This window comes from Achromobacter sp. 1011811831 (assembly GCF_059760905.1).
Genome location: NZ_JCBANG010000026.1, coordinates 1 through 19,997, shown reverse-complemented (window position 1 = coordinate 19,997; position 19,997 = coordinate 1). Strand labels below are relative to the sequence as shown.

At 69.3% G+C, this 19,997-nt stretch carries 17 protein-coding genes; 3 read left to right on the top strand and 14 right to left on the bottom strand.

The features are described 5' to 3' along the window. Nucleotides 1-48: 48 nt before the first annotated feature. Nucleotides 49-1,395 (top strand): c-type cytochrome, encoded by a 1,347-nt coding sequence (locus tag AC6LJ9_RS12500; protein ID WP_498147794.1) that lies wholly within the window; start codon nt 49-51, stop codon nt 1,393-1,395. Then, nucleotides 1,392-2,324, top strand: a complete 933-nt coding sequence (locus AC6LJ9_RS12495; protein ID WP_498147793.1) for a c-type cytochrome — start codon at nt 1,392-1,394, stop codon at nt 2,322-2,324. Before AC6LJ9_RS12500 ends, AC6LJ9_RS12495 begins: the two co-directional genes overlap by 4 nt. Nucleotides 2,325-2,366: 42 nt before the next feature. Here AC6LJ9_RS12495 and AC6LJ9_RS12490 read toward each other — a convergent pair whose 3' ends face one another. The 9 genes from AC6LJ9_RS12490 to AC6LJ9_RS12450 all read right to left on the bottom strand — a co-directional run bounded on the left by AC6LJ9_RS12490 (nt 2,367) and on the right by AC6LJ9_RS12450 (nt 12,462). Beyond that, a complete protein-coding gene (locus tag AC6LJ9_RS12490) occupies nt 2,367-4,790 on the bottom strand; it encodes a TonB-dependent siderophore receptor (protein WP_498147792.1) in 2,424 nt (807 codons plus the stop codon). Nucleotides 4,791-4,875: 85 nt separating this feature from the next. Further along, nucleotides 4,876-5,856 carry a DUF4880 domain-containing protein gene (locus AC6LJ9_RS12485; protein WP_498147791.1) on the bottom strand — a complete coding sequence of 327 codons (981 nt, stop codon included), beginning with the start codon at nt 5,854-5,856 and terminating at the stop codon, nt 4,876-4,878. Next, a complete protein-coding gene (locus tag AC6LJ9_RS12480; protein WP_498147790.1) occupies nt 5,853-6,362 on the bottom strand; it encodes a sigma-70 family RNA polymerase sigma factor in 510 nt (169 codons plus the stop codon). The genes AC6LJ9_RS12485 and AC6LJ9_RS12480 overlap by 4 nt, the downstream gene beginning before the upstream one ends. 109 nt (nt 6,363-6,471) lie before the next feature. Then, nucleotides 6,472-7,881, bottom strand: a complete 1,410-nt coding sequence (locus tag AC6LJ9_RS12475) for an aminotransferase-like domain-containing protein (RefSeq protein ID WP_498147789.1) — start codon at nt 7,879-7,881, stop codon at nt 6,472-6,474. A gap of 41 nt (nt 7,882-7,922) precedes the next feature. Continuing rightward, nucleotides 7,923-8,081 (bottom strand): DUF2474 domain-containing protein, encoded by a 159-nt coding sequence (locus AC6LJ9_RS12470; protein ID WP_498147788.1) that lies wholly within the window; start codon nt 8,079-8,081, stop codon nt 7,923-7,925. Beyond that, complete coding sequence (gene cydB / locus AC6LJ9_RS12465; protein ID WP_498147787.1) at nt 8,081-9,088, bottom strand: cytochrome d ubiquinol oxidase subunit II; 1,008 nt, start codon at nt 9,086-9,088, stop codon at nt 8,081-8,083. Before cydB ends, AC6LJ9_RS12470 begins: the two co-directional genes overlap by 1 nt. Nucleotide 9,089: 1 nt before the next feature. After that, the gene (locus AC6LJ9_RS12460) at nt 9,090-10,523 is read right to left on the bottom strand and encodes a cytochrome ubiquinol oxidase subunit I (RefSeq protein WP_498147786.1); all 1,434 of its coding nucleotides are present in this window, start codon (nt 10,521-10,523) and stop codon (nt 9,090-9,092) included. A 257-nt stretch (nt 10,524-10,780) separates the two neighbouring features. After that, a complete protein-coding gene (locus tag AC6LJ9_RS12455; RefSeq protein ID WP_498147785.1) occupies nt 10,781-11,467 on the bottom strand; it encodes an alpha/beta hydrolase in 687 nt (228 codons plus the stop codon). A 107-nt stretch (nt 11,468-11,574) separates the two neighbouring features. Then, entirely contained in the window at nt 11,575-12,462 is an 888-nt protein-coding gene (locus tag AC6LJ9_RS12450; RefSeq protein ID WP_498147784.1) for an EamA family transporter, read from the bottom strand. A gap of 160 nt (nt 12,463-12,622) precedes the next feature. On the opposite strand from AC6LJ9_RS12450, the gene AC6LJ9_RS12445 reads away from it, so the two are divergent. Continuing rightward, a complete protein-coding gene (locus tag AC6LJ9_RS12445) occupies nt 12,623-13,519 on the top strand; it encodes a LysR family transcriptional regulator (protein ID WP_498147783.1) in 897 nt (298 codons plus the stop codon). A 22-nt stretch (nt 13,520-13,541) separates the two neighbouring features. Here AC6LJ9_RS12445 and phbB read toward each other — a convergent pair whose 3' ends face one another. The 5 genes from phbB to AC6LJ9_RS12420 are packed head-to-tail and all read right to left on the bottom strand — an operon-like array spanning nt 13,542 to nt 19,749. Further along, nucleotides 13,542-14,303: an acetoacetyl-CoA reductase gene (gene phbB, locus AC6LJ9_RS12440; RefSeq protein ID WP_498147782.1), complete on the bottom strand. Its 762-nt coding sequence runs from the start codon at nt 14,301-14,303 to the stop codon at nt 13,542-13,544. Continuing rightward, complete coding sequence (locus AC6LJ9_RS12435; protein WP_498147781.1) at nt 14,293-14,760, bottom strand: hypothetical protein; 468 nt, start codon at nt 14,758-14,760, stop codon at nt 14,293-14,295. The genes phbB and AC6LJ9_RS12435 overlap by 11 nt, the downstream gene beginning before the upstream one ends. A gap of 48 nt (nt 14,761-14,808) precedes the next feature. Next, entirely contained in the window at nt 14,809-15,933 is a 1,125-nt protein-coding gene (locus AC6LJ9_RS12430; protein WP_103271149.1) for an ABC transporter permease, read from the bottom strand. Between the two features lies 1 nt (nt 15,934). Next, on the bottom strand, nt 15,935-18,682 hold the full coding sequence (rbbA, locus tag AC6LJ9_RS12425) for a ribosome-associated ATPase/putative transporter RbbA (protein WP_498147780.1): 2,748 nt from the start codon (nt 18,680-18,682) through the stop codon (nt 15,935-15,937). Then, complete coding sequence (locus AC6LJ9_RS12420; protein WP_498147779.1) at nt 18,682-19,749, bottom strand: HlyD family secretion protein; 1,068 nt, start codon at nt 19,747-19,749, stop codon at nt 18,682-18,684. The genes rbbA and AC6LJ9_RS12420 overlap by 1 nt, the downstream gene beginning before the upstream one ends. Nucleotides 19,750-19,997 lie beyond the last annotated feature (248 nt).

The window sequence follows — 19,997 nt, the reverse complement described above, 5'->3', positions numbered from 1 at the left end:
ACGAATTTCCCCGACGTGCGCGCAGACCAGCGGACACGGAGGGTCAGTATGAGTAAGTTCGGGATCTGGGCGGCGCTGGGCCTTGTGGCCGCGGCAGGCATCGCCATCGGCGGCGCACAAGCGCTGACCGCCGCCCGCAAGGTCGACGCGCCCGCGCCCGTCGATATCCAGGATCGCAGCCTGGTCGAGGCCGGCGCCTACATCGCGCGCACCGGCGACTGCGTGGCCTGTCACAGCGTGCCCGGCGGCAAGCCCTTCGCGGGCGGCCTGGCGATGCAGACGCCGGTGGGCACCATCTATTCGTCGAACATCACGCCCGACAAGAAGACGGGCATCGGCGCCTACAGCTACGCGGATTTCAAGAACGCGGTCCAGCACGGCATCCGCAAGGACGGCACGCCGCTGTACCCCGCCATGCCTTATCCGTCCTACGCCATCATGCCGGACGCGGACCTGCGCGCCCTGTACGCCTACTTCATGGCCAGCGTGGCGCCGGTCGAGCAGCCCAGCGCGGATTCGACCATCCCCTGGCCGCTGAACATGCGCTGGCCCATGGCATGGTGGCAGCTGATGTTCGCTCCCAAGCGCGACTTCGCCGCGCCCGCCGGCGCCGACGAGAAGCTCAAGCGCGGCGCCTACCTGGTGGAAGGCCCCGGCCATTGCGGCGCCTGCCATACGCCGCGTGGCCTGGCCTACCAGGAGAAAGCGCTGTCCATGGCCGATGGCGATGCCTTCCTGACCGGCGCGGTGATCGACGGCTGGCGCGCCAAGAGCCTGCGCGGCGAGGCGCAGGGCCTGCAATCCTGGAGCCCCGCCGAGATCGCGCTGTTCCTGAAGACCGGCCGCACGGACAAGGTGGCGGCCTTCGGCGCCATGGCCGACGTGGTCGAGCACAGCACCCGCTACTTCGCGGACGCCGACCTGGAGGCTATCGCGGCCTACCTGAAACAGCTGCCGCCCGCCCCGGGCAAGCTGCAGGCTTTCGCGCCCAAGGCCGACACCACCACGGCGGCGTTGCTGGACGGCCGCTACGGCTCGCGCGGCGCGGTGATCTACGTCGAGCAGTGCGTGGCCTGCCACCGCGCCGACGGCCAGGGCATGCCGCGCATCTTCCCGGCGCTGGCGGGCAACTCGGCCGTGTTCGCGCAGAACCCGCAGTCCATCATCCAGATCACGCTGGAGGGCGGCCGGATGCCGTCCAACGCGCAGGACGCGATGGCCTTCGCCATGCCGGCCTTCAATCACCTGAGTGATCAGGACATCACCGACGTGATCAATTTCATCCGCGGCGCGTGGACCAACCAGGCGCCGCCCATCGGCGAGCGCGACGTCGCGCACATCCGCGAATTCCTGGCCGGCAAGAAGCCGAACATCGTCGCCGGAGGCAAACAATGAGCAGGAAACTGAAACTCGCATCGCTGCTGGCCGCGCTGGCGGCCTGCGGCGCCTGGCTGGGCGCCAGCGCGGCCGATGCGCTGGCTACCCCGGCCACGCCGGCCGCCGACAGGCAGGCGCCCGCGCGCACCTTCCCGGTGCTGGACAAGGACGGCAAGCGCCTGCCCGACTACACCATCCCGTCGGATACCGATATCGCCAAACAGCCCAACGCCGAGCAGATCAACTACGGCAAGCGCCTCCTGAACGAGACGCGCCGCCTGCTGCCCAACAACACCGGCGCCAGCATGAACTGCAACAGCTGCCACGTGCAGCAGGGCAAGAAGCCGATGGGCGCGCCGTACATCAACACGGTGAACACCTTCCCGCAGTTCAATCCGCGCGCCAACCGCGTGGTGACGCTGGAGGACCGCATCAACGGCTGCTTCATGCGCTCGATGAACGGCAAGCCGCTGGCCAAGGACTCGGCCGAGATGCAGGCCATGATCGCCTACATGAAGTGGCTGGCCCAGGACGTGCCGCACGGCGCCAAGGTGCAGATCGAGAACGCCTGGCCCATCGACATGAAGCTGGTGCCGAACCCCGAGCGCGGCAAGTCACTGTACGTGGCGCAATGCGCGGCCTGCCACGGCGCCAACGGCGAAGGCAAGAAGGACCGCGCCGGCGACATCGTGTTTCCGCCGCTGTGGGGCGATGAGTCCTTCAACATCGGCGCGGGCCTGGCCCGCACCTACAAGGCCGCCGCCTTCATCCGCAACAGCATGCCGATGGGCGTGAACACGCACGGCGCCTGGGGCGAGGGCGACGTGCTGTCGGACCAGGACGCGGTCGACGTGGCCGAGTATTTCACCCACATGCCGCGCCCGGATTTCGCCGGCAAGGAAAAGGACTGGCCGCAGGGCAAGAAGCCGAAGGACGCGCGCTATTGAGCGCGCCGGCCGGGGGTTCAATTCCCCCGGCCGCGACCGTCATCAGAACCGGTAGCGCGCCTGCGCCAGCACATTGCGCGGCGCGCCGTAGTAGACCGAGTTGTAGGTGCCGATGCCCGAGTAATAGGCCTTGTCGAAGACGTTGTTCAGGTTCACGGACAGGCGCAGGTCCTTGCTGACGTCGTAGGCCGCCATCAATCCCAGGATGGCGTAGCTGTCCTGGATGAAGCGGCGGTCCTTGCCCTCGATCGCCTGGGTGAAGTAGGTATTGCCTTGCCATAGCAGATTTCCGCCCACCGTCAGGCGGTGCCAGTCGCCGGGCAGGCGGTAGGTGGTGGCCAGCTTGAACACCTGCTCGGGCTGGGTGGTGCTGACGCGCCGTCCATCCCGGTCGCGCGAACGGCTGTAGGTGTAGCCGGCGTGGACCTGCCAGCCGCGCGAGATCTCGCCCGACACTTCCAGTTCGACGCCGCGCGTGGTGACGCCCTGGACGGCGACATAGGCCTCGTCGCCGTTGGGCCGCCGCGCGCCGCTGGTGTCCAGCTCGGCCATATTGTCCTGCTTGAGCTGGAACAGCGCGATGCTGGCGTTGAGCTTGCCATCCAGGTATTCGCCCTTGGCGCCCAGCTCCATGCTCTTGCCGGTCAGCGGATCCAGCTGGCGGTCGTTGGCGTCGAAGCTGTAGGCCTGCGGCTTGAAGACATCCGTGTAGCTGGCGTAGACCGTGTGCTGGCTGTCCAGGTCATAGGTGAGGCCGGCGTAGGGGATGAACTTCCGGCGCACTTCGCTGGCGTAGTTGACGAGGCGGCCGTTGGCGAAGGCCAGGTTCTGGTTCCATGCATAGTTGCTCAGGCGGCCGCCCAGGATGATGGCGTAGCGGTCGGCGGGGCGCAGCACCGTGGCGCCGTAGAGGATTTTCTGGTTGACCAGCATGTTCTGCGTCAGCCACCACTCATAGACGCCAGGCTTGGCGGCATCGTTGTTCCAGCGGAACGCGTTGTCGATGAGCGCGTCCGTTTCGCCGTCGTGCCGGTTCGACTGAGCATGGTTGCGGGCGGCGTTGTAGCCAATAACCAACTCGTGCTGGCGGCCGAACAGCGTGTAGGGGCCGGATGCCTGGAAGTCCACGCTGTTCTCGCGCGTGTCGGTGTCGAATCGCGCCGCGCCGCCGGGATAGTAGCCATGTCCCACGCTGTGGCTCCGGGCATCGACCAGGGCGCTGCTCATGCCCGATATCAGTTCGCGCGAGCGGTAGTTGCGGTGCGCGGCGGCCAGCTTGAATTGCCAGCCGCTGTCCAGCGTATGCCGCAGATCGGCGAATAGGCGCGTGGTGTCCTGGTTGCGCCAGGACCATTTGTCGGCGGGGTTGGTCGAGCGCGGGAAGCGTACCGGCGTGCCGTCGGAGTAGAAGGCGGGCAGATGCGTATTGGACGTGGCCTTGTTGCGGTTCTGCTGATGATCCACGCCGATGCTGGCCGTGGTGCGCGGACCCAGGTCCGCCTCGATGATGCCGTAGGCCAGGTTTTCCTTGCCGCGCGCATAGTCCATGTAGCTGCCGCGCTTCTCGGCGGCGGCCACGACGCGTCCGCGCACCTTGCCTTGCGCCGCCAGCGGTCCGCTCAGGTCCAGCTCGCTGCGGTAGCGGTCCCAGGAACCGATGCCGGCCGTGACGCTGCCCTGGAAGTCCTGCGTCGGCCGCTTGCGGATGAAGTTCACCACGCCGGACGGGTAGCCTGCGCCGTTGACCAGGCCGGTGGCGCCCTTCAGGACTTCGATGCGGTCATAGACGACCGAATTGGTGATGCTGTAGTTGTCGCGCACGTTGCCGCCGTCGCTGGACAGGCTGGGCAGTCCGTCGAATTGGAAGCTCTCCAGCTGGAAGCCGCGCGAGTAGAAGCTGTAGCCCTCGGAGTTGTCGCGGTTGACGATGATGCCGGGCGTTTGCTCCAGCGCCTGCGCGACGTTGACGATGCCCTGGTCGTCCATCTGCTGGCGCGTGATCACGCTGACGGATTGGGGCGTTTCGCGTAGCGACAGCCGCATGCGGGTGGCGGAACCGGACTCCGCCTGGGTGTACGAGCCGGTGCCTTCGCTGGGCTCGATGGCGTTGCCGGCGGTGACCAGCACGGGTTCCAGGGCGGCGACCGGTCCGACCGCTGGTGCCGGGCGCAGGCTCCAGACGCCTGCTGGCGTGATGACCAGTTCCAGGCCGGTGCCGGCCAGGGCCTGGCGCGCCGCCGTCTCGGCGTCGGGGGCGGCGCGCACGGCGGCGGCCTGCTTGCCGGACACCAGTTCGGCGCTGGCGGAGATGCTGCGGCCGCTCATCAAGGAGATGCGGCTCAAGGTGTCGGCCAGCGGCGCGGCCGGCAGGTCATAGCGTTGCTGGGCGGCTGCGGGCGCGGCGATCAGGCTGGCGCCAAGCGCGCCGGCGACGAGCCGGGCGCGGAAATCGAAGGAGAACGGCATGGCTGGGAATGAGGGTGGAATCGGGTTGCGTCATAAGCCATGACGGGCAACCGGTCTCGATACCCTCAGCGGCGGCGAAAAAACCTCATGCCAGGTCCACCAGCGTGAGCCAGGAGCCATAGCGCCGGATCCTGAGCGGCAGCGTCTCTTCCAGCGCGTGCAGCGCCCGGCGCGTGTCATCGAGCGGGAACACGCCGAATACGCGCAGCCTGGCGGCATCCGGCGACAGACGGATCACGCCGGGCTGGTAGGCGCGCAGGCGCGCCACCACTTCCGCCAGGCTGGCATCCTTGACACTGAGCATGCCGTGCCGCCAGCTGGCCTGCGCATCGTCGGCGCGCAGCCAGGCGGCCGTGTCATCGAATGCCGCCGTGCCATGTCCGGGCAGGGCAAGGGGCCGGCCATGCCCGGGCATCAGCGTCAACGCGTGCTCGATGGCGCTGACCGTGGCGTAGGTCTCGTACAGGGTCACCGCCAGGCTGGCGACCAGGCCCGTGGCGCCGGCCTCGATATCGCCATGGCGGGTGCGTATCCGCAGCGGTCGGGCGTCGGCGCTGGCGGCCACGTGCAGTCCGCCCTCGCGCAGGACGATGAGGCGCTGCCTCGTGTCGTAGCGCACGTCGGCCGCCGAGCGCGCGTCCAGGGTCAGCTCGGAGCCGTCGTCCAGCGCGTAGCTGCGCCGTTCTGCGGTATGCGTGGCGTAGGTCGCGCCCAGGCCGGACAGCGGCACGTACCGGTCGACCGCCAGCGCGCCCAGCGCGGCGCCCGGCGCCAGCACGGCCAGCTTGAGCAGCTTGCGACGCCTGGCGCCGTGGTGCAGCAGCGCGGTCCGGGCTGCCTGTGTCAGCGCGGGCGCGGTGCTCCCGGCGTCGCGCAGCCGGGCCAGCGGCCGCGCCATGAGTCCATCGACCTCGGCCCAGGCGCGGGCATGCCCGGGATGCTTCGCCAGCCATTGTTCGAACGCGCGATGGTCCTGGTCGGTGGCGCGCCCCGACGTCAGGCGCAGCATCCATTCGACTGCGCGTTCCGTCGCTTCGTCGACGCGCCGCGCCCCGCGGCCGCTCATGCGCCGAGCTCGCGGCGGGCGGCGATGCAGTGCAGGAAGGCCCGCTTCAAATAGCGTTCCACCGTGGCCAGCGACAGGCCCAGGGCGCGGGCGATGGCGGGTTGCGTCATGCCGTCCAGGCGATTGAGCAGGAACGCGTGCTTCACCGACACCGGCAGGCCGTCCAGCAAGCGGTCGATTTCGGCGACGGCCTGCTTGAGCATGCATAGCGTTTCGGGCGAGGCGGCGACGGGCTCGGGGTCATGGGCCAGCGCCTGCAGATAGCGGGTCTCGACATCCCGCGTCCGCCAAAGGTCTATGGTCAGGCGGCGCGCCAGCGTCAGCAGGTAGGCGCGCGGTTCGGCCAGGGGCGCGGGGCTGGGGGCGGTGAGGAGGCGGCAGAAGGTGTCCTGGGCCAGATCGGCCGCGTCGGCGCGGTTGGCCACGCGTCGCGCCAGCCAGCCGAACAGCCAGTCGTGATGTTCCGCGTAGAGCCGCTGGACGTGGTGATGCGCGGAGGATTCCATAGGCGGCGCGGGGCAGGCGGGATCGACGGAGAGTGGGGATTCAAATAAGAATAACACTCATTTTTGAGTGCGCCGGCGCCGCCGGGCCAGCGCGCCTCCCGGCAGCGGGCTAGCCGCCCATCAGCTTGCCCAAAGTCGCCATGCCCTGTTCCAGCCCGCCGTTCCACGGATGGCCGTAGTTCAGCCGCAGGAAGTTGCCGAAGCCGCCGGTGGCCGAGAACAGCGGACCGGGCGCGATGCTGATGCCGTGGCCCAGCGCGGCGCGATGCAGTTGCAGCGTGTCGATCCGCTCGGGCAGCTCGACCCAGATGAAGTAGCCGCCCTGCGGCCGCGTGGCGCGGGTGCCCTTGGGGAAATGCCGCGCCACGGCCTGCAGCATCTCGCCCTGTTGCAGGGCCAGCTGCTGGCGGAACTGGCGCAGGTGGCGGTCGAAGCCGCCTTTCTCCAGGTAGGCGGCGATGGCGGCCTGGGTAGGCGCGGCGGTGGCCAGGCTGGTGGTGAGCTTGTTGCGCATGATGCGGCGCGTGTAGCGGCCGCCGGCCACCCAGCCGACCCGGTAGCCCGGCGCCAGCGTCTTCGAGAACGAGGAACAGTGCATCACGATGCCCTCGCGGTCGAAGGCCTTGGCCGGGCGCGGGCGCTTGTCGCCGAAATAGAGCTCGCCGTAGACGTCGTCCTCGATCAGCGCCACGCCGTGGCGCGTCAGCAGCTTGACCAGCGCTTCCTTCTTGGCGTCGGGCATCAGGCTGCCCAGCGGGTTCTGGAAAGTGGTCATCAGCCAGCAGGCGCGCGGCTTGTGGCGCACGATGGCCTGGGCCAGCGCGTCCAGGTCGATGCCCTCGCGCGGATGGGTGGCTACCTCGATGGCGTGCAGCTGGTTGCGTTCCAGCGATTGCAGCGCCGCGTAGAAGGTCGGCGATTCCACGATCACCGCGTCGCCCGGCCGCGTCACCGCGCTCAGGCACAGGTTGAGCGCGTCCAGCGCGCCGTTGGTGATGATGATGTCATCCACCGGCACCGTCAGGCCGTCGGCCAGGTAGCGCAGCGCGATGGCGCGGCGCAGCGCGGCGTCGCCGGGGCTGAGGTCATCGATCGAGCCCCAGGGGTCGAGCTTCTGCACCGTCGACGCCATGAACTTGGCCAGCCGGCCGTAGGGCAGCAGCGAGGGATTGGGAAAGGCCGAGCCGAAGGGCAGCATGTCGCGCCGCAGGGTGGCGTTGAGCACCTGCAGCACCTTGTCGCTGACGTCCACCGGATGGCGGCCGGCGTCGGCGCTGGAGACGGCCTCCAGTTCCGGCAGCGTGGCCTGCGGCGCGCGCAGCACGTAGTAGCCGGAACGGTCGCGCGCGCGGATCAGGCCGCGCGCCTCCAGCAGATAGTAGGCCTTGAACACCGTCGACGGGCTGACGCCGCGGCTGGCGCTGGTCTGGCGCACCGAGGGCAGCCGGTCGCCGGCCTGCAGCAGGCCCGACAGGATCGAGCCGGTGATTTCCTCGGTCAACTTCTCATAGCGTTTCATGGCGGTTCCGCGCGGGCGGCCTGCAAGGAGAGGGATTGGGATCAGTGGGACATGCCGATGGCGCGCATGACCAGGCGCATGGACCAGGCCGCCACGCCCAGCGCGGCGACGCTGCCGGCCCAGATCAGCGCCAGCCACAGCAACCGGCTGCGCCAGGAGGGGAGCGCCGGGGCGGCGCGGGTGTCGGATCGGGATGGCATCAGTGATACCCCTCGCCCGCGCGCACCTTGCCGCGGAACACGTAGTAGGACCAGGCCGTGTACATCAGGATGACCGGGATGATGGCCAGCGCGCCCACCAGCGCGAAGCCCAGGCTCTGCGGTGGCGCGGCCGCCGTCCAGATCGAGACGTCCGGCGGAATGATGGCCGGCCAGATGCTGATGCCCAGGCCGCTGTAGCCCAGGAACACCAGCCCCAGCGCCAGCAGGAAGGGGCCGGCGGCGGGCGCGCCCCGCACGCGGCGGATCAGGTCGAAGCCGGCCGCCGCCACCAGCAGCGGCACGGGCAGGAACCAGAACATATTGGGCAGGCTGAACCAACGCTGCGCGATCTGCGGCTGCGCCAGCGGCGTCCACAGGCTGAGCGCGGCGATCACGGCCAGCAGCGCCAGCGTCAGCGGCTTCGCGGCGCGGCACATGCGGCGTTGCAACGCGCCCTCGGTCTTCATGATCAGCCAGGTGCAGCCCAGCAGCGCATAGGCGGCCACCAGGCCCGCGCCGGTGAACAGCGAGAAGGGGCTGATCCAGTCCCAGGGACCACCCTGGTAGACGCGGCCGACGACCGGGATGCCTTCGATGTAGGCGCCCAGCGCCACGCCCTGGAAGAAGGTGGCGCAGACCGAGCCCAGCACGAAGGCGCGGTCCCACAGCGGGCGGTGGCGCTCGTCGGCCTTGAAGCGGAACTCGAAGGCCACGCCACGGAAGATCAGGCCCAGCAGCATGAACACCAGCGGCAGGTGCAGCGCGTGCAGGATGACGGAATAGGCCAGCGGAAAAGCGGCCATCAGGCCGGCGCCACCCAGTACCAGCCAGGTCTCGTTGCCGTCCCACACGGGCGCCACGGTGTTGACCATGACGTCGCGCTCTTCGGCGTCGGACACCAGCGGGAAGAGTATGCCGATGCCCAGGTCGAAGCCGTCCATGATGACGTACATCATGATGCCGAACAGGATGATCACGGCCCAGATCAATGCGAGGTCGATGCCCATCTCAGGCTCCCGAATGCGAGGTTTGCGGCGGCAGGCCGGCGCCGGTGGAGGCGGCGGACAGGGGACGCGACGGCTGGCGCGGTTCGCCGGGCCCACCGGACAGGGGGGCGTGGCCGGGGGCGGGCGTGGGACCCATGCGGATCAGGCGCAGCATGTAGGACACGCCGGCGCCGAACACCAGCAGGTACACCACCACGAACAGCGCCAGCGTCAGCGTCAGTTCGCCCAGACCGTGCGGCGTGGCCGCGTCGGCCGTGCGCATCACGCCGTACACCACCCAGGGCTGGCGGCCCACTTCGGTGACATACCAGCCGGCCAGCATGGCGATCAGTCCGGAGGGGCCCATCCACAGCGCGAAGCGTTGCAGCGCGCGCGATTCATACAGCCGGCCGCGCCAGCGCGTCCACAGCGCCCAGATCGCCAGCGCGATCATCAGGAGACCCAATCCGACCATGATGCGGAAGGACCAGAACACCACCGGCACGTTGGGCCGGTCCGCGGCCGGATAGGATTTCAGGCCGGGGAACTGCCCGTCCCGGCTGTGGGTGAGGATCAGGCTGCCCAGGCGCGGGATGTTGAGCGCGTAGCGGGTTTCCTCCTTTTCCATGTCGGGCAGGCCGAACAGGGTCAGCGGGACGCCGGCGCCCGGCTCGTTTTCCCAATGGCCTTCCATGGCGGCGACCTTGGCGGGCTGGTGCTTGAGCGTGTTCAGTCCGTGGAAGTCGCCCACCACGGCCTGCAGCGGCGCGACCAGCAGCAGCATGCCCATGGCCATCGCGAACATCTTCTTCACCGCCGGGCTGCGGTCGCCGCGCAGCAGGTGCCAGGCGCCGGACGCGCCCACCATCAGCGCCGTGGCCAGGAAGGCGGCGATGCCCATGTGCGCCAGGCGGTAGGGGAAGGACGGATTGAAGATCACCGCCAGCCAGTCCGTGGGCACGACCTGGCCGTTGATGATCTCGTAGCCGGCCGGCGTCTGCATCCAGCTGTTGGACGCCAGGATCCAGGTGGCCGACACCAGCGTGCCCAGCGCCACCATCACCGTGGAAAAGAAATGCAGGCCGGGCCCGACGCGCGACCAGCCGAACAGCATCACGCCCAGGAAGCCCGCTTCCAGGAAGAAGGCGGTCAGCACCTCGTAGGCCAGCAGCGGGCCGGTGATGCTGCCGGCGAAGTCGGAGAAGAAGCTCCAGTTGGTGCCGAACTGATAGGCCATCACCAGGCCGGACACCACGCCCATGCCGAAGTTGACGGCGAAGATCTTGGTCCAGAAGTGATAGAGATCCCGGTACACCGTGGCGCGGGTGCGCAGCCACAGGCCCTCGAGCACCGCCAGATAGCTGGCCAGCCCGATGGTGATGGCAGGGAAGATGATGTGAAAGGAGATGGTGAAGCCGAACTGTATTCGGGCGAGCAATAGCGCGTCGCTGTCCATGACGGTCGTTCCTGGTGCGTGTTGAAGCTACGCCGTCAAAGTAGATCTCCCGGCTTGAACAGTACAGATTCAGAGAAAGCTAAAAAAAGCGTATCAGTTTGGTGGTGGGTATCGCGCGAGGCCCGGTTTCATAGGGGTAAAGGCCTGTTTTCCACAATCCGCATAGTGGGGACGAAGCGCAGGAAAAACGGCGCAGCCGGTCCCGGGGGACCCACTGCGCCGCTGCATGCGTGGCGCCTGCGCCACTGCGCCGCTGTTCAGGCGCGCGCCGCCTCGTCGATCAGCGCGGCCACTTCGGCCGCGCGCGAGGCGAGCGAGGCGTGGCTGGCGTCCAGCGTGATGACTTTGCGCGCGTTCAGGCGGCCGGACATCCAGGCCTGGTTCTCGGGCGTGATCATGCGGTCCTGGCTGGAGATCTGGTACCAGCTGGGCTTGTCGCGCCAGGCCGGCCGGGTCACCGTGGTGCCGAAGGCCGAGGCCAGCGGGGCCTTCTGCGTCACGGCCATGACCAGCGCGTCTTCGGCGCTCAGGTCCTGGCAGAAGCTCTCGTGGAACTTGTCGGCGCGCAGCCACAGGTAGCCGTCGCTGTCGGGCGCCAGGTGGGGCGCGGCGGCGGGCAGGCGCTGCTGGGTCAGGCCGCCCGCGCTTTCGCCGGCGTCGGGCGCGAAGGCGGCGATGTAGACCAGACCCGTGACGTTGGGCTGGTTGCCGGCCTCGGTGATGACGGCGCCGCCGTAGGAATGGCCGGCCAGCAGCACCGGGCCGGGCTGCTGGGCGATCATCTTGCGCAGCCGTTCGGCGTCGTCCGCCAGCGAGGTCAGCGGCAGCTCGACGGCGTGCAGGCCGGCGTGGCCCAGGCGCGACAGTTCCAGGATCACCCGGCTCCAATGAGCGGCGCCGCCCCAGAAACCGTGGACCAGGATGATGGTGGGTTTGCTGCTCATCGGCAGTCTCCATGAGTGAGTCGGAGTCCGATCATGCCGCACGCCGTGCGCGGTTTCCACCGCGTTGGTCGCGGTATTTACCTATGCATACACATGCGCAGCCGCCGTCAGCCCGGGGCGCGGCGGGCCGCCGGCGCGGGCGCCATGCGCTGGGCGCGCTGGCTCAGCCAGACGCTGGCCACCACCACCGCCATGCCGGCCAATTGGGCCGCGCTCAGGCCCTGGCCCAGCACGCTCCAGCCCAGCAGCACGGCCGTCACCGGACTGAGAAAGCCCAGCGAGGACACGGCGGCCGGCTCCAGCCGCGCCACGCCTCGGAACCACAGCACATAGGTGAGCGCGGCGCCGATCAGCCCCAGGTAGGCGATGCCGGCCACGTTCAGCAGGCTGAACGCGGGCAGCGCGGGCTCGGCCAGCAAGGCGACCGGCGCCAGCAGGATGCCGCCGGCCGTCAATTGCCAGGACGTGAAGGTCAGCGCCGACACGGGCGGCTGCCAGCGGCGGCTGAGCACCGTGCCCAGCGCCATGGACGCGGCGCTGGCCAGGCCGGCGGCCACGCCGACCGGGTCCAGCGCCGCCTTGGGCGTGAGCACCAGCAGCGCCACGCCGCCCAGGCCGGCGGCCGCGGCCAGCACCGCCAGGCCGCGCACCGGCGCGCCCAGCAGCAGCCGCGCCAGCGCGATCACCAGCAGCGGCTGGATCGCGCCCAGCGTCGCCGCCACGCCGCCGGGCAGGCGGTAGGCGGCCACGAACAGCATGGCCCAGAACACCGAGAAATTCAGCGCGCCCAGCAGGAACACGCGCGGCCACCAGACGCCCTGCGGCAGCTGGCGCACGAACAGCAGCAACAGCAGGCCGGCGGGCAGCGCGCGCAGCATGGCCACGGTCAGGGGAATGCCGGGCGGCAACATCAGCGTGGTCACCACGTAGGTGCTGCCCCAGATGGCCGGCGCGGCGGCGGTGAGCAGGAGGTCGGAACTGCGATTCGTGGTCATGTCCTGGCAGCGGCCTGGGCCGGTGTCCGTTGAGGGTTTCGGGGAGATCCAGGACCGTGCATGCGGCGCCTTGGCGTCATGACCGGAAGGCTAATTGAATTCCTGCTTCGTGATAATGGCCATTATGATCGCGATATCGTTCACCAAAGGTAAATAATCCGTGGGCCATCTGACCGCGCTGCGGGTTTTCCGGCAAGTGGTGGAGCAGGGCGGCTTCGCCGCCGCGTCGCGGCAGCTCGGCCTGTCGCCCGCCGCCGTCAGCAAGAACATCGCCGAACTCGAGGCCCACGTCGCGGCGCGCCTGCTGAACCGCACCACGCGGCGCATGAGCCTGACCGAGGCGGGCACGCGCTACTACGAGCAGGTCGCGCGCATCCTGGACGAGCTGCGCGAGGCCGAGCAGTCGCTCGGGCCGCTGCAATCCGCGCCCACGGGCACGCTGCGCGTCAGCGCGCCCATGTCCTTCACGCTGACGCGCCTGTCGGCCGCGATTCCCGCCTTCCTGGCGCGCCATCCGGACCTGTCGCTGGACCTGAACCTGGAGGACCGGCGCGTGGACATCGTCAAGGAAGGCTACGACCTGGCGATACGCGGCACGGACCGGCTGGAGGATTCCAGCCTGGTGGCGCGCCGGCTGATGACCCTGGAGCACGTGCTGTGCGCCGCGCCGGCCTATCTGGCGCGTCATGGCGAACCGGCGTCGCCGGCCGACCTGCGCGGCCATGAGTGCGTGCAGTTCACGCTGTCCGGGCATGCCGACGAATGGACCTTCCAGCGCACGGGGCAGACCCAGCGCGTGCCGGTGCGGGGGCGCTACAAGGTCGGCTCCAGCCTGGCGGTGCGCGATGCCCTGCGCGCCGGCTTCGGCCTGAGCCTGGTGCCGCGCGTGTATGTGCAGGACGATCTGGCGAGCGGCGCGTTGCGCGCCGTGCTGGACGACTGGCGGCCGGTGCAGACCGACATCTACGTGGTGTATCCGTCGCGCCGCCACATGGTGGCCAAGGTGCGCGCCTTCATCGATTTCCTGGTCGAGGAACTGGGCCCGCCCGGGCCCTGAGGCGCGGGCGGGCAGGCGGCGCTCAATACATGTGCTGACCGCCGTTCATGGCGATGTTGCTGCCCGTCATGAACGCGGCCGCGTCGCTGCAGACGAAGGCCACCAGCGCCGCCACCTCGTCCGGCTCGCCCAGCCGGCCCAGCGGGATCTGCGGCAGGATCTTCTCCTTCAGCACCTCTTCCGGCACGGCCTTGACCATGCTGGTGGCCAGGTAGCCGGGCGAGATGGTGTTCACCGTCACGCCCTTCCTGGCCAGCTCCAGCGCCAGCGACTTGGTGAAGCCGTGGATGCCGGCCTTGGACGCCGCGTAGTTGGCCTGGCCGAACGCGCCCTTGCTGCCGTTGACCGACGAGATGTTGACGATGCGTCCCCAGCCCCTGTCCGCCATGGCCCCGCACAGCGGCTGGGTCATGTTGAACATCGAGTCCAGGTTGCTGCGCATCACCTCGTTCCAGTTGTCGTAGCTCATCTTGCGCAGGCTGGCGTCGCGCGTGATGCCGGCGTTGTTGACCAGGATGTCGACCTGCCGTCCGTCCTGCTCCAGCTGGCGGACCAGCGCCTGGCACGCTGCGTTGTCGGCCACGTCGACCTGATACAGCGTGAAGTCGCGGCCCAGCCCGGCCTGCTCGTCCTGCCAGGCGCGGGCGGCGGCCGCGCTGCTGTGATACGTCACCAGGACCTGGTGGCCGGCATCATGCAGCGCGATGGCGATGGCGCGGCCCAGGCAGCCTGTGCCGCCGGTCACCAGCGCGGTGCGTGCTTGGCGGGAAGCGTCATTGGCCATGGCGGGCTCCCGCCTGCGTGGCTTCGCGCATGGCGGCGCAGGCGCTGGCGACCTGGTCGGACATGTTGGACCAGAACTGCGTCACGGGCGTGGCGGCCAGGCCGGTGGCGGCGCCGGCGGCGTCATGCAGCCAACCGCTCATGGCCTCGCTCCAGCCGGCCGCCAGCGCGGCCTGTTCCTCGAGCGCGGCGTGGGTGAGGGCCTGGCTGGCTTCCAGCTGGGCCTGCCATTGCTTGCGGGTGACCTCGCCCAGCGCCGGCGCGATTTCCTGCCAGTTGCCGGAGGCCTTGAGCGGGGCCAGGGTGGACAGGTACTCGGAGGCGGTGCCGCCGTACAGGCGTTGTCCCAGCGCCAGCCAGCGCTGCTGGCTTTGCTGGGCCAGCAGGGCGAGCCGTTGGCAGCACGCGGCGTTGGCGCCGAACAGACCCTGGGGCGTGGAGGCTGTAGTCTTCTTCATCATCCGTCCTTTTAAAGTGTCGTGGTAAGGGGCAACGAATACTTGGCCTCAAGCCATCTGGCTGAGGGTCTTGCGAAAGCGGGCCAGCGAAAACATGAACAGCGCGGTGCCGATCAGGGCCAGGGCGAGGAAGGGCTTCCAGACGACGTCGATTCCCGCGCCTCGGTAGAGAATGGCCTGGCCTAGCTCTACGAAATGCGTGGTGGGCGCGGCCAGCATGATGTCCTGCACGAACTGGGGCATGCTCTCGCGCGGCGTGGTGCCGCCCGACAGCATCTGCAAGGGCAGCAGCACCAGCACCAGCAACATGCCGAATTGCGGCATGCTGCGCGCCAGCGTGGCCATGAAGATGCCCATCGAGGTGGTGGCGAACAGGTGCAGGGCCGCGCCGGCCAGGAACAGGGCGACGGACCCTTCTATCGGCACTTGCAGCAGCCCGCGCACGATGAACGTCAACGATAGCGCGGCCGACGCCAGTACGACCAGCCCCATCGACCACACTTTGGCGACCATGATCTCCGTCGGTGTCACGGGCATGACAAGCAGGTGCTCGATGGTGCCGTGCTCGCGCTCGCGGATCAGCGCGGCGCCGGTCAGGATGATGGACAGCATGGTGACGTTGTTGATGATCTCCATCAGCGCGCCGAACCAGGCCTGGGTCAGGTTGGGATTGAAGCGCATGCGCACCGCCAGTCCCACCGGCGGTTCGGCGCTGGCGCGGTAGCGGCGCGCGAACTCGTTGATCTCGTCGGCGACGATCTGCTGGATGTAGTTGCTGCCGGTGAAGGCCTGGCTCATGCGGGTGGCGTCCACATTGAGCTGGATCTGCGCCGGCCGGCCGGCCAGCACGTCGCGCTGGAAGTCGGGCGGGATGTTCAGCGCGAAGGTGTAGCGGCCGGCGTCCATGCCGGCGTCGGCCTGCGCCGGCGTCACCATCGCCGGGCGCGTGAAGTGCGGCGGGTAGAAGGCCGAGACGATGCGCGCCGACAGCGGTGAACCGTCCTCGTCGACCACGGCGATGGCGGCGTTGTGCAGCGATTCGGGCACGGCCGTGGCGGCCGTGTAGATCATCAGCGTGAACGACACCGTGATCAGGATCAGCATCATCGGGTCGCGCGCCAGGCTCCACAGTTCCTTCACGCCCAGCCGCCAGATATTGGACCAGTGCCGCATCTCAGCGCTCCTGTTTGCGCAGCAGCAGCGCCGACGCGCCCAGCGCCACCGGTATGGCCGCCAGCAGCGGCCAGAACGAGGACTGCAGGCTGGACAGGTCCAGCGCCTTGCTGAAGACGCCTCGGCTGATGGTGAGCATGTGCGTGGCCGGGTAGACCTGGCCGATCAGCTTGCCCATGCCTTCCAGCGAGGCGACCGGCGTGAGCAGGCCGGCGAACTGCACCGCCGGCACCAGCGTGCCGATCATGGTGAAGAACAGCGCCGCGATCTGGCTGCGCGTGAAGGTCGAGGCCAGCAGGCCGATGGCGGTGGCCACCACGTTGTAGATCAGCGCCGCCAGCAGCAGCGTGGCGAAGCTGCCCGTGACCGGCACGCCGAACACCGTCACCGCCAGCAGCGCCATCAGCAGGAAGTTCAGCATGGCCAGCGCCACATAGGGCGCCTGCTTGCCCAGCAGGAATTCCAGCCGCGTGACCGGCGTGACGTACAGGTTGATGATGGAACCCAGTTCTTTCTCCCGCACCACCGCCAGCGCGGTCAGCATGGCGGGCATCATGAGCAGCAGCAGCGGAATCACGGCCGGCACCATCGCCGGCAGGCTGCGCACGTCGGGGTTGTAGCGAAAGCGCGTCTCCACGCCGACGGCGGCCGCGGTGGAGACGCCCAGGCGCTCGCGCGCCTGCTGCGCCAGCCAGCCCTGGTGCATGCCCAGCACGTAGCCACGGATGGTCTCGGCGCGCTGCGGCATGGCGCCGTCGATCCACACGCCGATCTGCGCAGGCTTGCCGCGCTGCACGTCGCGGGCGAAGCCCTGCGGGATCTCGATGGCCAGCGACAGTTCGCCGCTGCGCATGCGCGCGTCCATGTCCCGGTAGTCCGTCACGGGAGCATGCTCGATGAAGTAGCGCGAGCCGGACAGGTTCAGCGCGTAGTTCTGGCTCAGCCCGGTCTGGTCGCGGTCCATCACCGCGTAGCGCAGGTCTTCCACGTCCAGGCTGATGCCGAAGCCGATGACGAACATCAGCAGCAGCGAGCCGGCCAGCGCCAGCGTGGCGCGCACCGGGTCGCGCCGCAGTTCCAGCGCCTCGCGCCACATATAGCTCAGCATGCGCTGCGGACTGAAGCGGCGGTGGGCGACGGGAGCGGCGGGTTGGGCAGCGTCCTCGATGGCCGGCGCGTCCGCCTTGGCGCCAGCGCCGGCGTCGATCAGGTAGGCGATGAAGGCCTCTTCCAGCGTGGCCGCGCCGCGCTCGCGCGTGATCTCGGCGGGCGAGGCGCTGACCAGCACGCGGCCCGCGTGCATCAGCGACATGCGGTCGCAGCGCTCGGCCTCGTTCATGAAGTGCGTGGAGATGAAGATCGTGACCTGGTCCTGCCGCGCCAGCGCGATCAGCAGGCGCCAGAAGTTGTCGCGCGCCACCGGGTCCACGCCCGAGGTCGGCTCGTCCAGGATCAGCAGCTCGGGCTTGTGCACCATGGCCACGGCCAGCGACAGGCGCTGGCGCACGCCCATGGGCAGGTTCTCGGGCAGCGAGCCGCGCACCGCGTCCAGGCTGAAGCGCGCGGCCATCTCGTCCACGCGCGCGGGGATCTCGGCCTCGGGCACGTGGAACAGCCGGGCGTGCAGCACCAGGTTCTGTTCCACCGTCAGCTCGCCGTACAGCGAGAAGGCCTGCGACATGTAGCCGACGCGGCGGCGCGTGTCGATGTTCCTCGGGTCGACCTCCTGGCCGAACAGCCAGGCGCGGCCCTCGCTGGCCGGCAGCAGGCCGGTCAGCATCTTCATGGTGGTGGACTTGCCGCAGCCGTTCGAGCCCAGGAAGCCGAAGATCTCGCCCTTGCGGATGCGGAAGTTGACGTGGTCCACGGCCACGAAGTCGCCGAAGCGCATGGTCAGGTCGCGCGCCTCGATGGCGATCTCGGCGTCCTCGTCCAGCGCCAGCGGCACGATGCGCACCGGCTCGTGGCCGCGGCGCTTTTCCTCGGGCAAGAGCGCGATGAAGGCCTCTTCCAGTGACGCCGCGTGGCCGCGCGCCTGCAGCCCCGCCGGCGTGTCCTGCGCCAGCACGCGGCCGTCGTCCAGCGCGATCAGCCAGTCGAAGCGCCGCGCCTCGTCCATGTAGGCCGTGGCCACGATCACGCTCATGGCGGGGCGCTCGGCGCGGATGGCGTTGATCAGGTCCCAGAACTGCGCGCGCGCCAGCGGGTCCACGCCGGTGGTCGGTTCGTCCAGGATCAGCAGGTCCGGGTCGTGGATCAGCGCGCAGCACAGTCCCAGCTTCTGCTTCATGCCGCCGGACAACTTGCCGGCTGGGCGCGACAGGAAGGCCGCCATGCCGGTGCTGCGCGTCAGGCTGTCGATGCGGCGGCGCCGCTCGGCCGCGTCATGGCCGAACAGGCGGCCGAAGAATTGCAGGTTCTCTTCCACCGACAGGGTCGGATAGAGGTTCTTGCCCAGGCCTTGCGGCATATAGGCGATGCGCGGGCAGACGGCGTCGCGGTGGCGGCGGTCGGCCATGTCGCCGCCCAGCACCGTCACGCACCCGTCCTGCGCGGCGCGCGCGCCGGCCACCAGCGACAGCAGGCTGGACTTGCCCACTCCGTCCGGGCCAATCAGGCCCACCATGCGGCCCGCCGGCACGTCCAGCGTCACGTCGTCCAGCGCCAGCACCTCGCCGTAGCGCAGGCTGACGCCGGCCAGCGACGCGACGGGCGGCGCGGCGGAGGGGACGCCGGGTTGCGTGGCCATCAGGGCACCCGGACTTCAAGTTGAGCCGGCCACTGCGCGCCGGCATCCAGCTTGATCCAGGCCACGCCGGGCAGGCCGGTCTTGACCTGCTGCAGGTGCTTTTGCAGCAGATCGGGACTGATCTGGGCCTTCACGCGGAACATCAGCTTCTGCCGCTCGCTGGCGGTTTCCACCGTCTTGGGCGTGAACTGGGCGGTGCTGGCGACGAAGGATACGGCGGCCGGGATCACGTATTGCGGCGCGGCGTCCAGGATGATGCGCACGTCCTGGCCCAGCGCCACGCGGCCGGCGGCCTGCTCGGGCAGGAAGAAGGTCATGTAGACGTCGGCCAGGTCGACCATGTTGAGCACCTTGCCGCCCGCGCCCAGCACTTCGCCCGGCTGCGCCACGCGGTACTGCACGCGGCCGGCGCGCGGCGCGCGCAGCTCGCTGTCGGCCAGGTCGGCATCGATGCGCGCGACCGTGGCCCGTGCCGCTTCGACCGTTGATTGCGCGCCCACCTGGGCGGCGCGCGCGGCCTCGATGGCGGCGGCGGCGGCCGTCACCTGGGCGCGCGCGGCATGCACGGCGGCCTGGACGCTGCGCACGCGGGCGCGGTCGTCGTCCAGTTCCTGGATCGACGAGGCGCCTTCGCGCGACAGGGTCTCGGAGCGCGCCAGGCGCCGGCGCGCGGCGTCCAGCTCGCTCTCGCGCTGCGCCACCACGGCCTGCGCCGCCAGCTTGTCGCTTTCGCGCTGCGCGGTCTGGGCGGCGGCGCTGGCCACGCCGTTGACCGCGCGCTGCTGCTGGGCCACGGCCTCGGCGCGCTGGGCCTGCAGCGTGTCGACCTGCATGCGCGCCAGCGGCTGGCCGGCGGCGACGAAGTCGCCTTCCTTGACCAGCACGTCCTGCACGCGGCCGGGCAGTTTGGCGGCGACATCGATCTCGGTGGCTTCGATGCGGCCGTTGCCGCTGACGAAGCCTGCGCCGGGGCCGTGGTCGCCCAGCAGGCGCCAGCCCAGGTAGCCGGCGCCGGCCACGGCCACGACGAGCAGGGCGGGAAGCAGTTTCTTGGCGGGTATGCGCATGGGAGGGGATCCTTCGGGTTTATTGGCCGCGAACCGGCGCGGACGGGGCGGCATCGGCGGATGTGGCGGGGGTTTTTTGCGGGCTGGGGGGGGGCGTGCCGCCCCCCCGCCCGGCGGACAGGCCCCGTCTCTTTTAAACAACTCCCGGGCCCCCAGACGCCACAAGGGAACTCGTATTGCGTCTTTTTCTTTTAAAAAAAAAAAAAAAAAATCTTATATTTTCTTTTTTTTTGTTTTTGTATTGTATT

Excerpts from the sequence above, each read along its gene's own strand:
- AC6LJ9_RS12420 (WP_498147779.1), bottom strand. The coding sequence starts at position 19,749 with ATGCGCATACCCGCCAAGAAACTGCTTCCCGCCCTGCTCGTCGTGGCC.
- rbbA (WP_498147780.1), bottom strand. The coding sequence starts at position 18,682 with ATGGCCACGCAACCCGGCGTCCCCTCCGCCGCGCCGCCCGTCGCGTCG.
- AC6LJ9_RS12460 (WP_498147786.1), bottom strand. The coding sequence starts at position 10,523 with ATGGACAGCGACGCGCTATTGCTCGCCCGAATACAGTTCGGCTTCACC.
- AC6LJ9_RS12490 (WP_498147792.1), bottom strand. The coding sequence starts at position 4,790 with ATGCCGTTCTCCTTCGATTTCCGCGCCCGGCTCGTCGCCGGCGCGCTT.
- AC6LJ9_RS12435 (WP_498147781.1), bottom strand. The coding sequence starts at position 14,760 with ATGAAGAAGACTACAGCCTCCACGCCCCAGGGTCTGTTCGGCGCCAAC.
- phbB (WP_498147782.1), bottom strand. The coding sequence starts at position 14,303 with ATGGCCAATGACGCTTCCCGCCAAGCACGCACCGCGCTGGTGACCGGC.
- AC6LJ9_RS12430 (WP_103271149.1), bottom strand. The coding sequence starts at position 15,933 with ATGCGGCACTGGTCCAATATCTGGCGGCTGGGCGTGAAGGAACTGTGG.
- AC6LJ9_RS12475 (WP_498147789.1), bottom strand. The coding sequence starts at position 7,881 with ATGAAACGCTATGAGAAGTTGACCGAGGAAATCACCGGCTCGATCCTG.
- AC6LJ9_RS12485 (WP_498147791.1), bottom strand. The coding sequence starts at position 5,856 with ATGAGCGGCCGCGGGGCGCGGCGCGTCGACGAAGCGACGGAACGCGCA.
- AC6LJ9_RS12470 (WP_498147788.1), bottom strand. The coding sequence starts at position 8,081 with ATGCCATCCCGATCCGACACCCGCGCCGCCCCGGCGCTCCCCTCCTGG.
- AC6LJ9_RS12500 (WP_498147794.1), top strand. The coding sequence starts at position 49 with ATGAGTAAGTTCGGGATCTGGGCGGCGCTGGGCCTTGTGGCCGCGGCA.
- AC6LJ9_RS12495 (WP_498147793.1), top strand. The coding sequence starts at position 1,392 with ATGAGCAGGAAACTGAAACTCGCATCGCTGCTGGCCGCGCTGGCGGCC.
- AC6LJ9_RS12450 (WP_498147784.1), bottom strand. The coding sequence starts at position 12,462 with ATGACCACGAATCGCAGTTCCGACCTCCTGCTCACCGCCGCCGCGCCG.
- AC6LJ9_RS12480 (WP_498147790.1), bottom strand. The coding sequence starts at position 6,362 with ATGGAATCCTCCGCGCATCACCACGTCCAGCGGCTCTACGCGGAACAT.
- cydB (WP_498147787.1), bottom strand. The coding sequence starts at position 9,088 with ATGGGCATCGACCTCGCATTGATCTGGGCCGTGATCATCCTGTTCGGC.
- AC6LJ9_RS12455 (WP_498147785.1), bottom strand. The coding sequence starts at position 11,467 with ATGAGCAGCAAACCCACCATCATCCTGGTCCACGGTTTCTGGGGCGGC.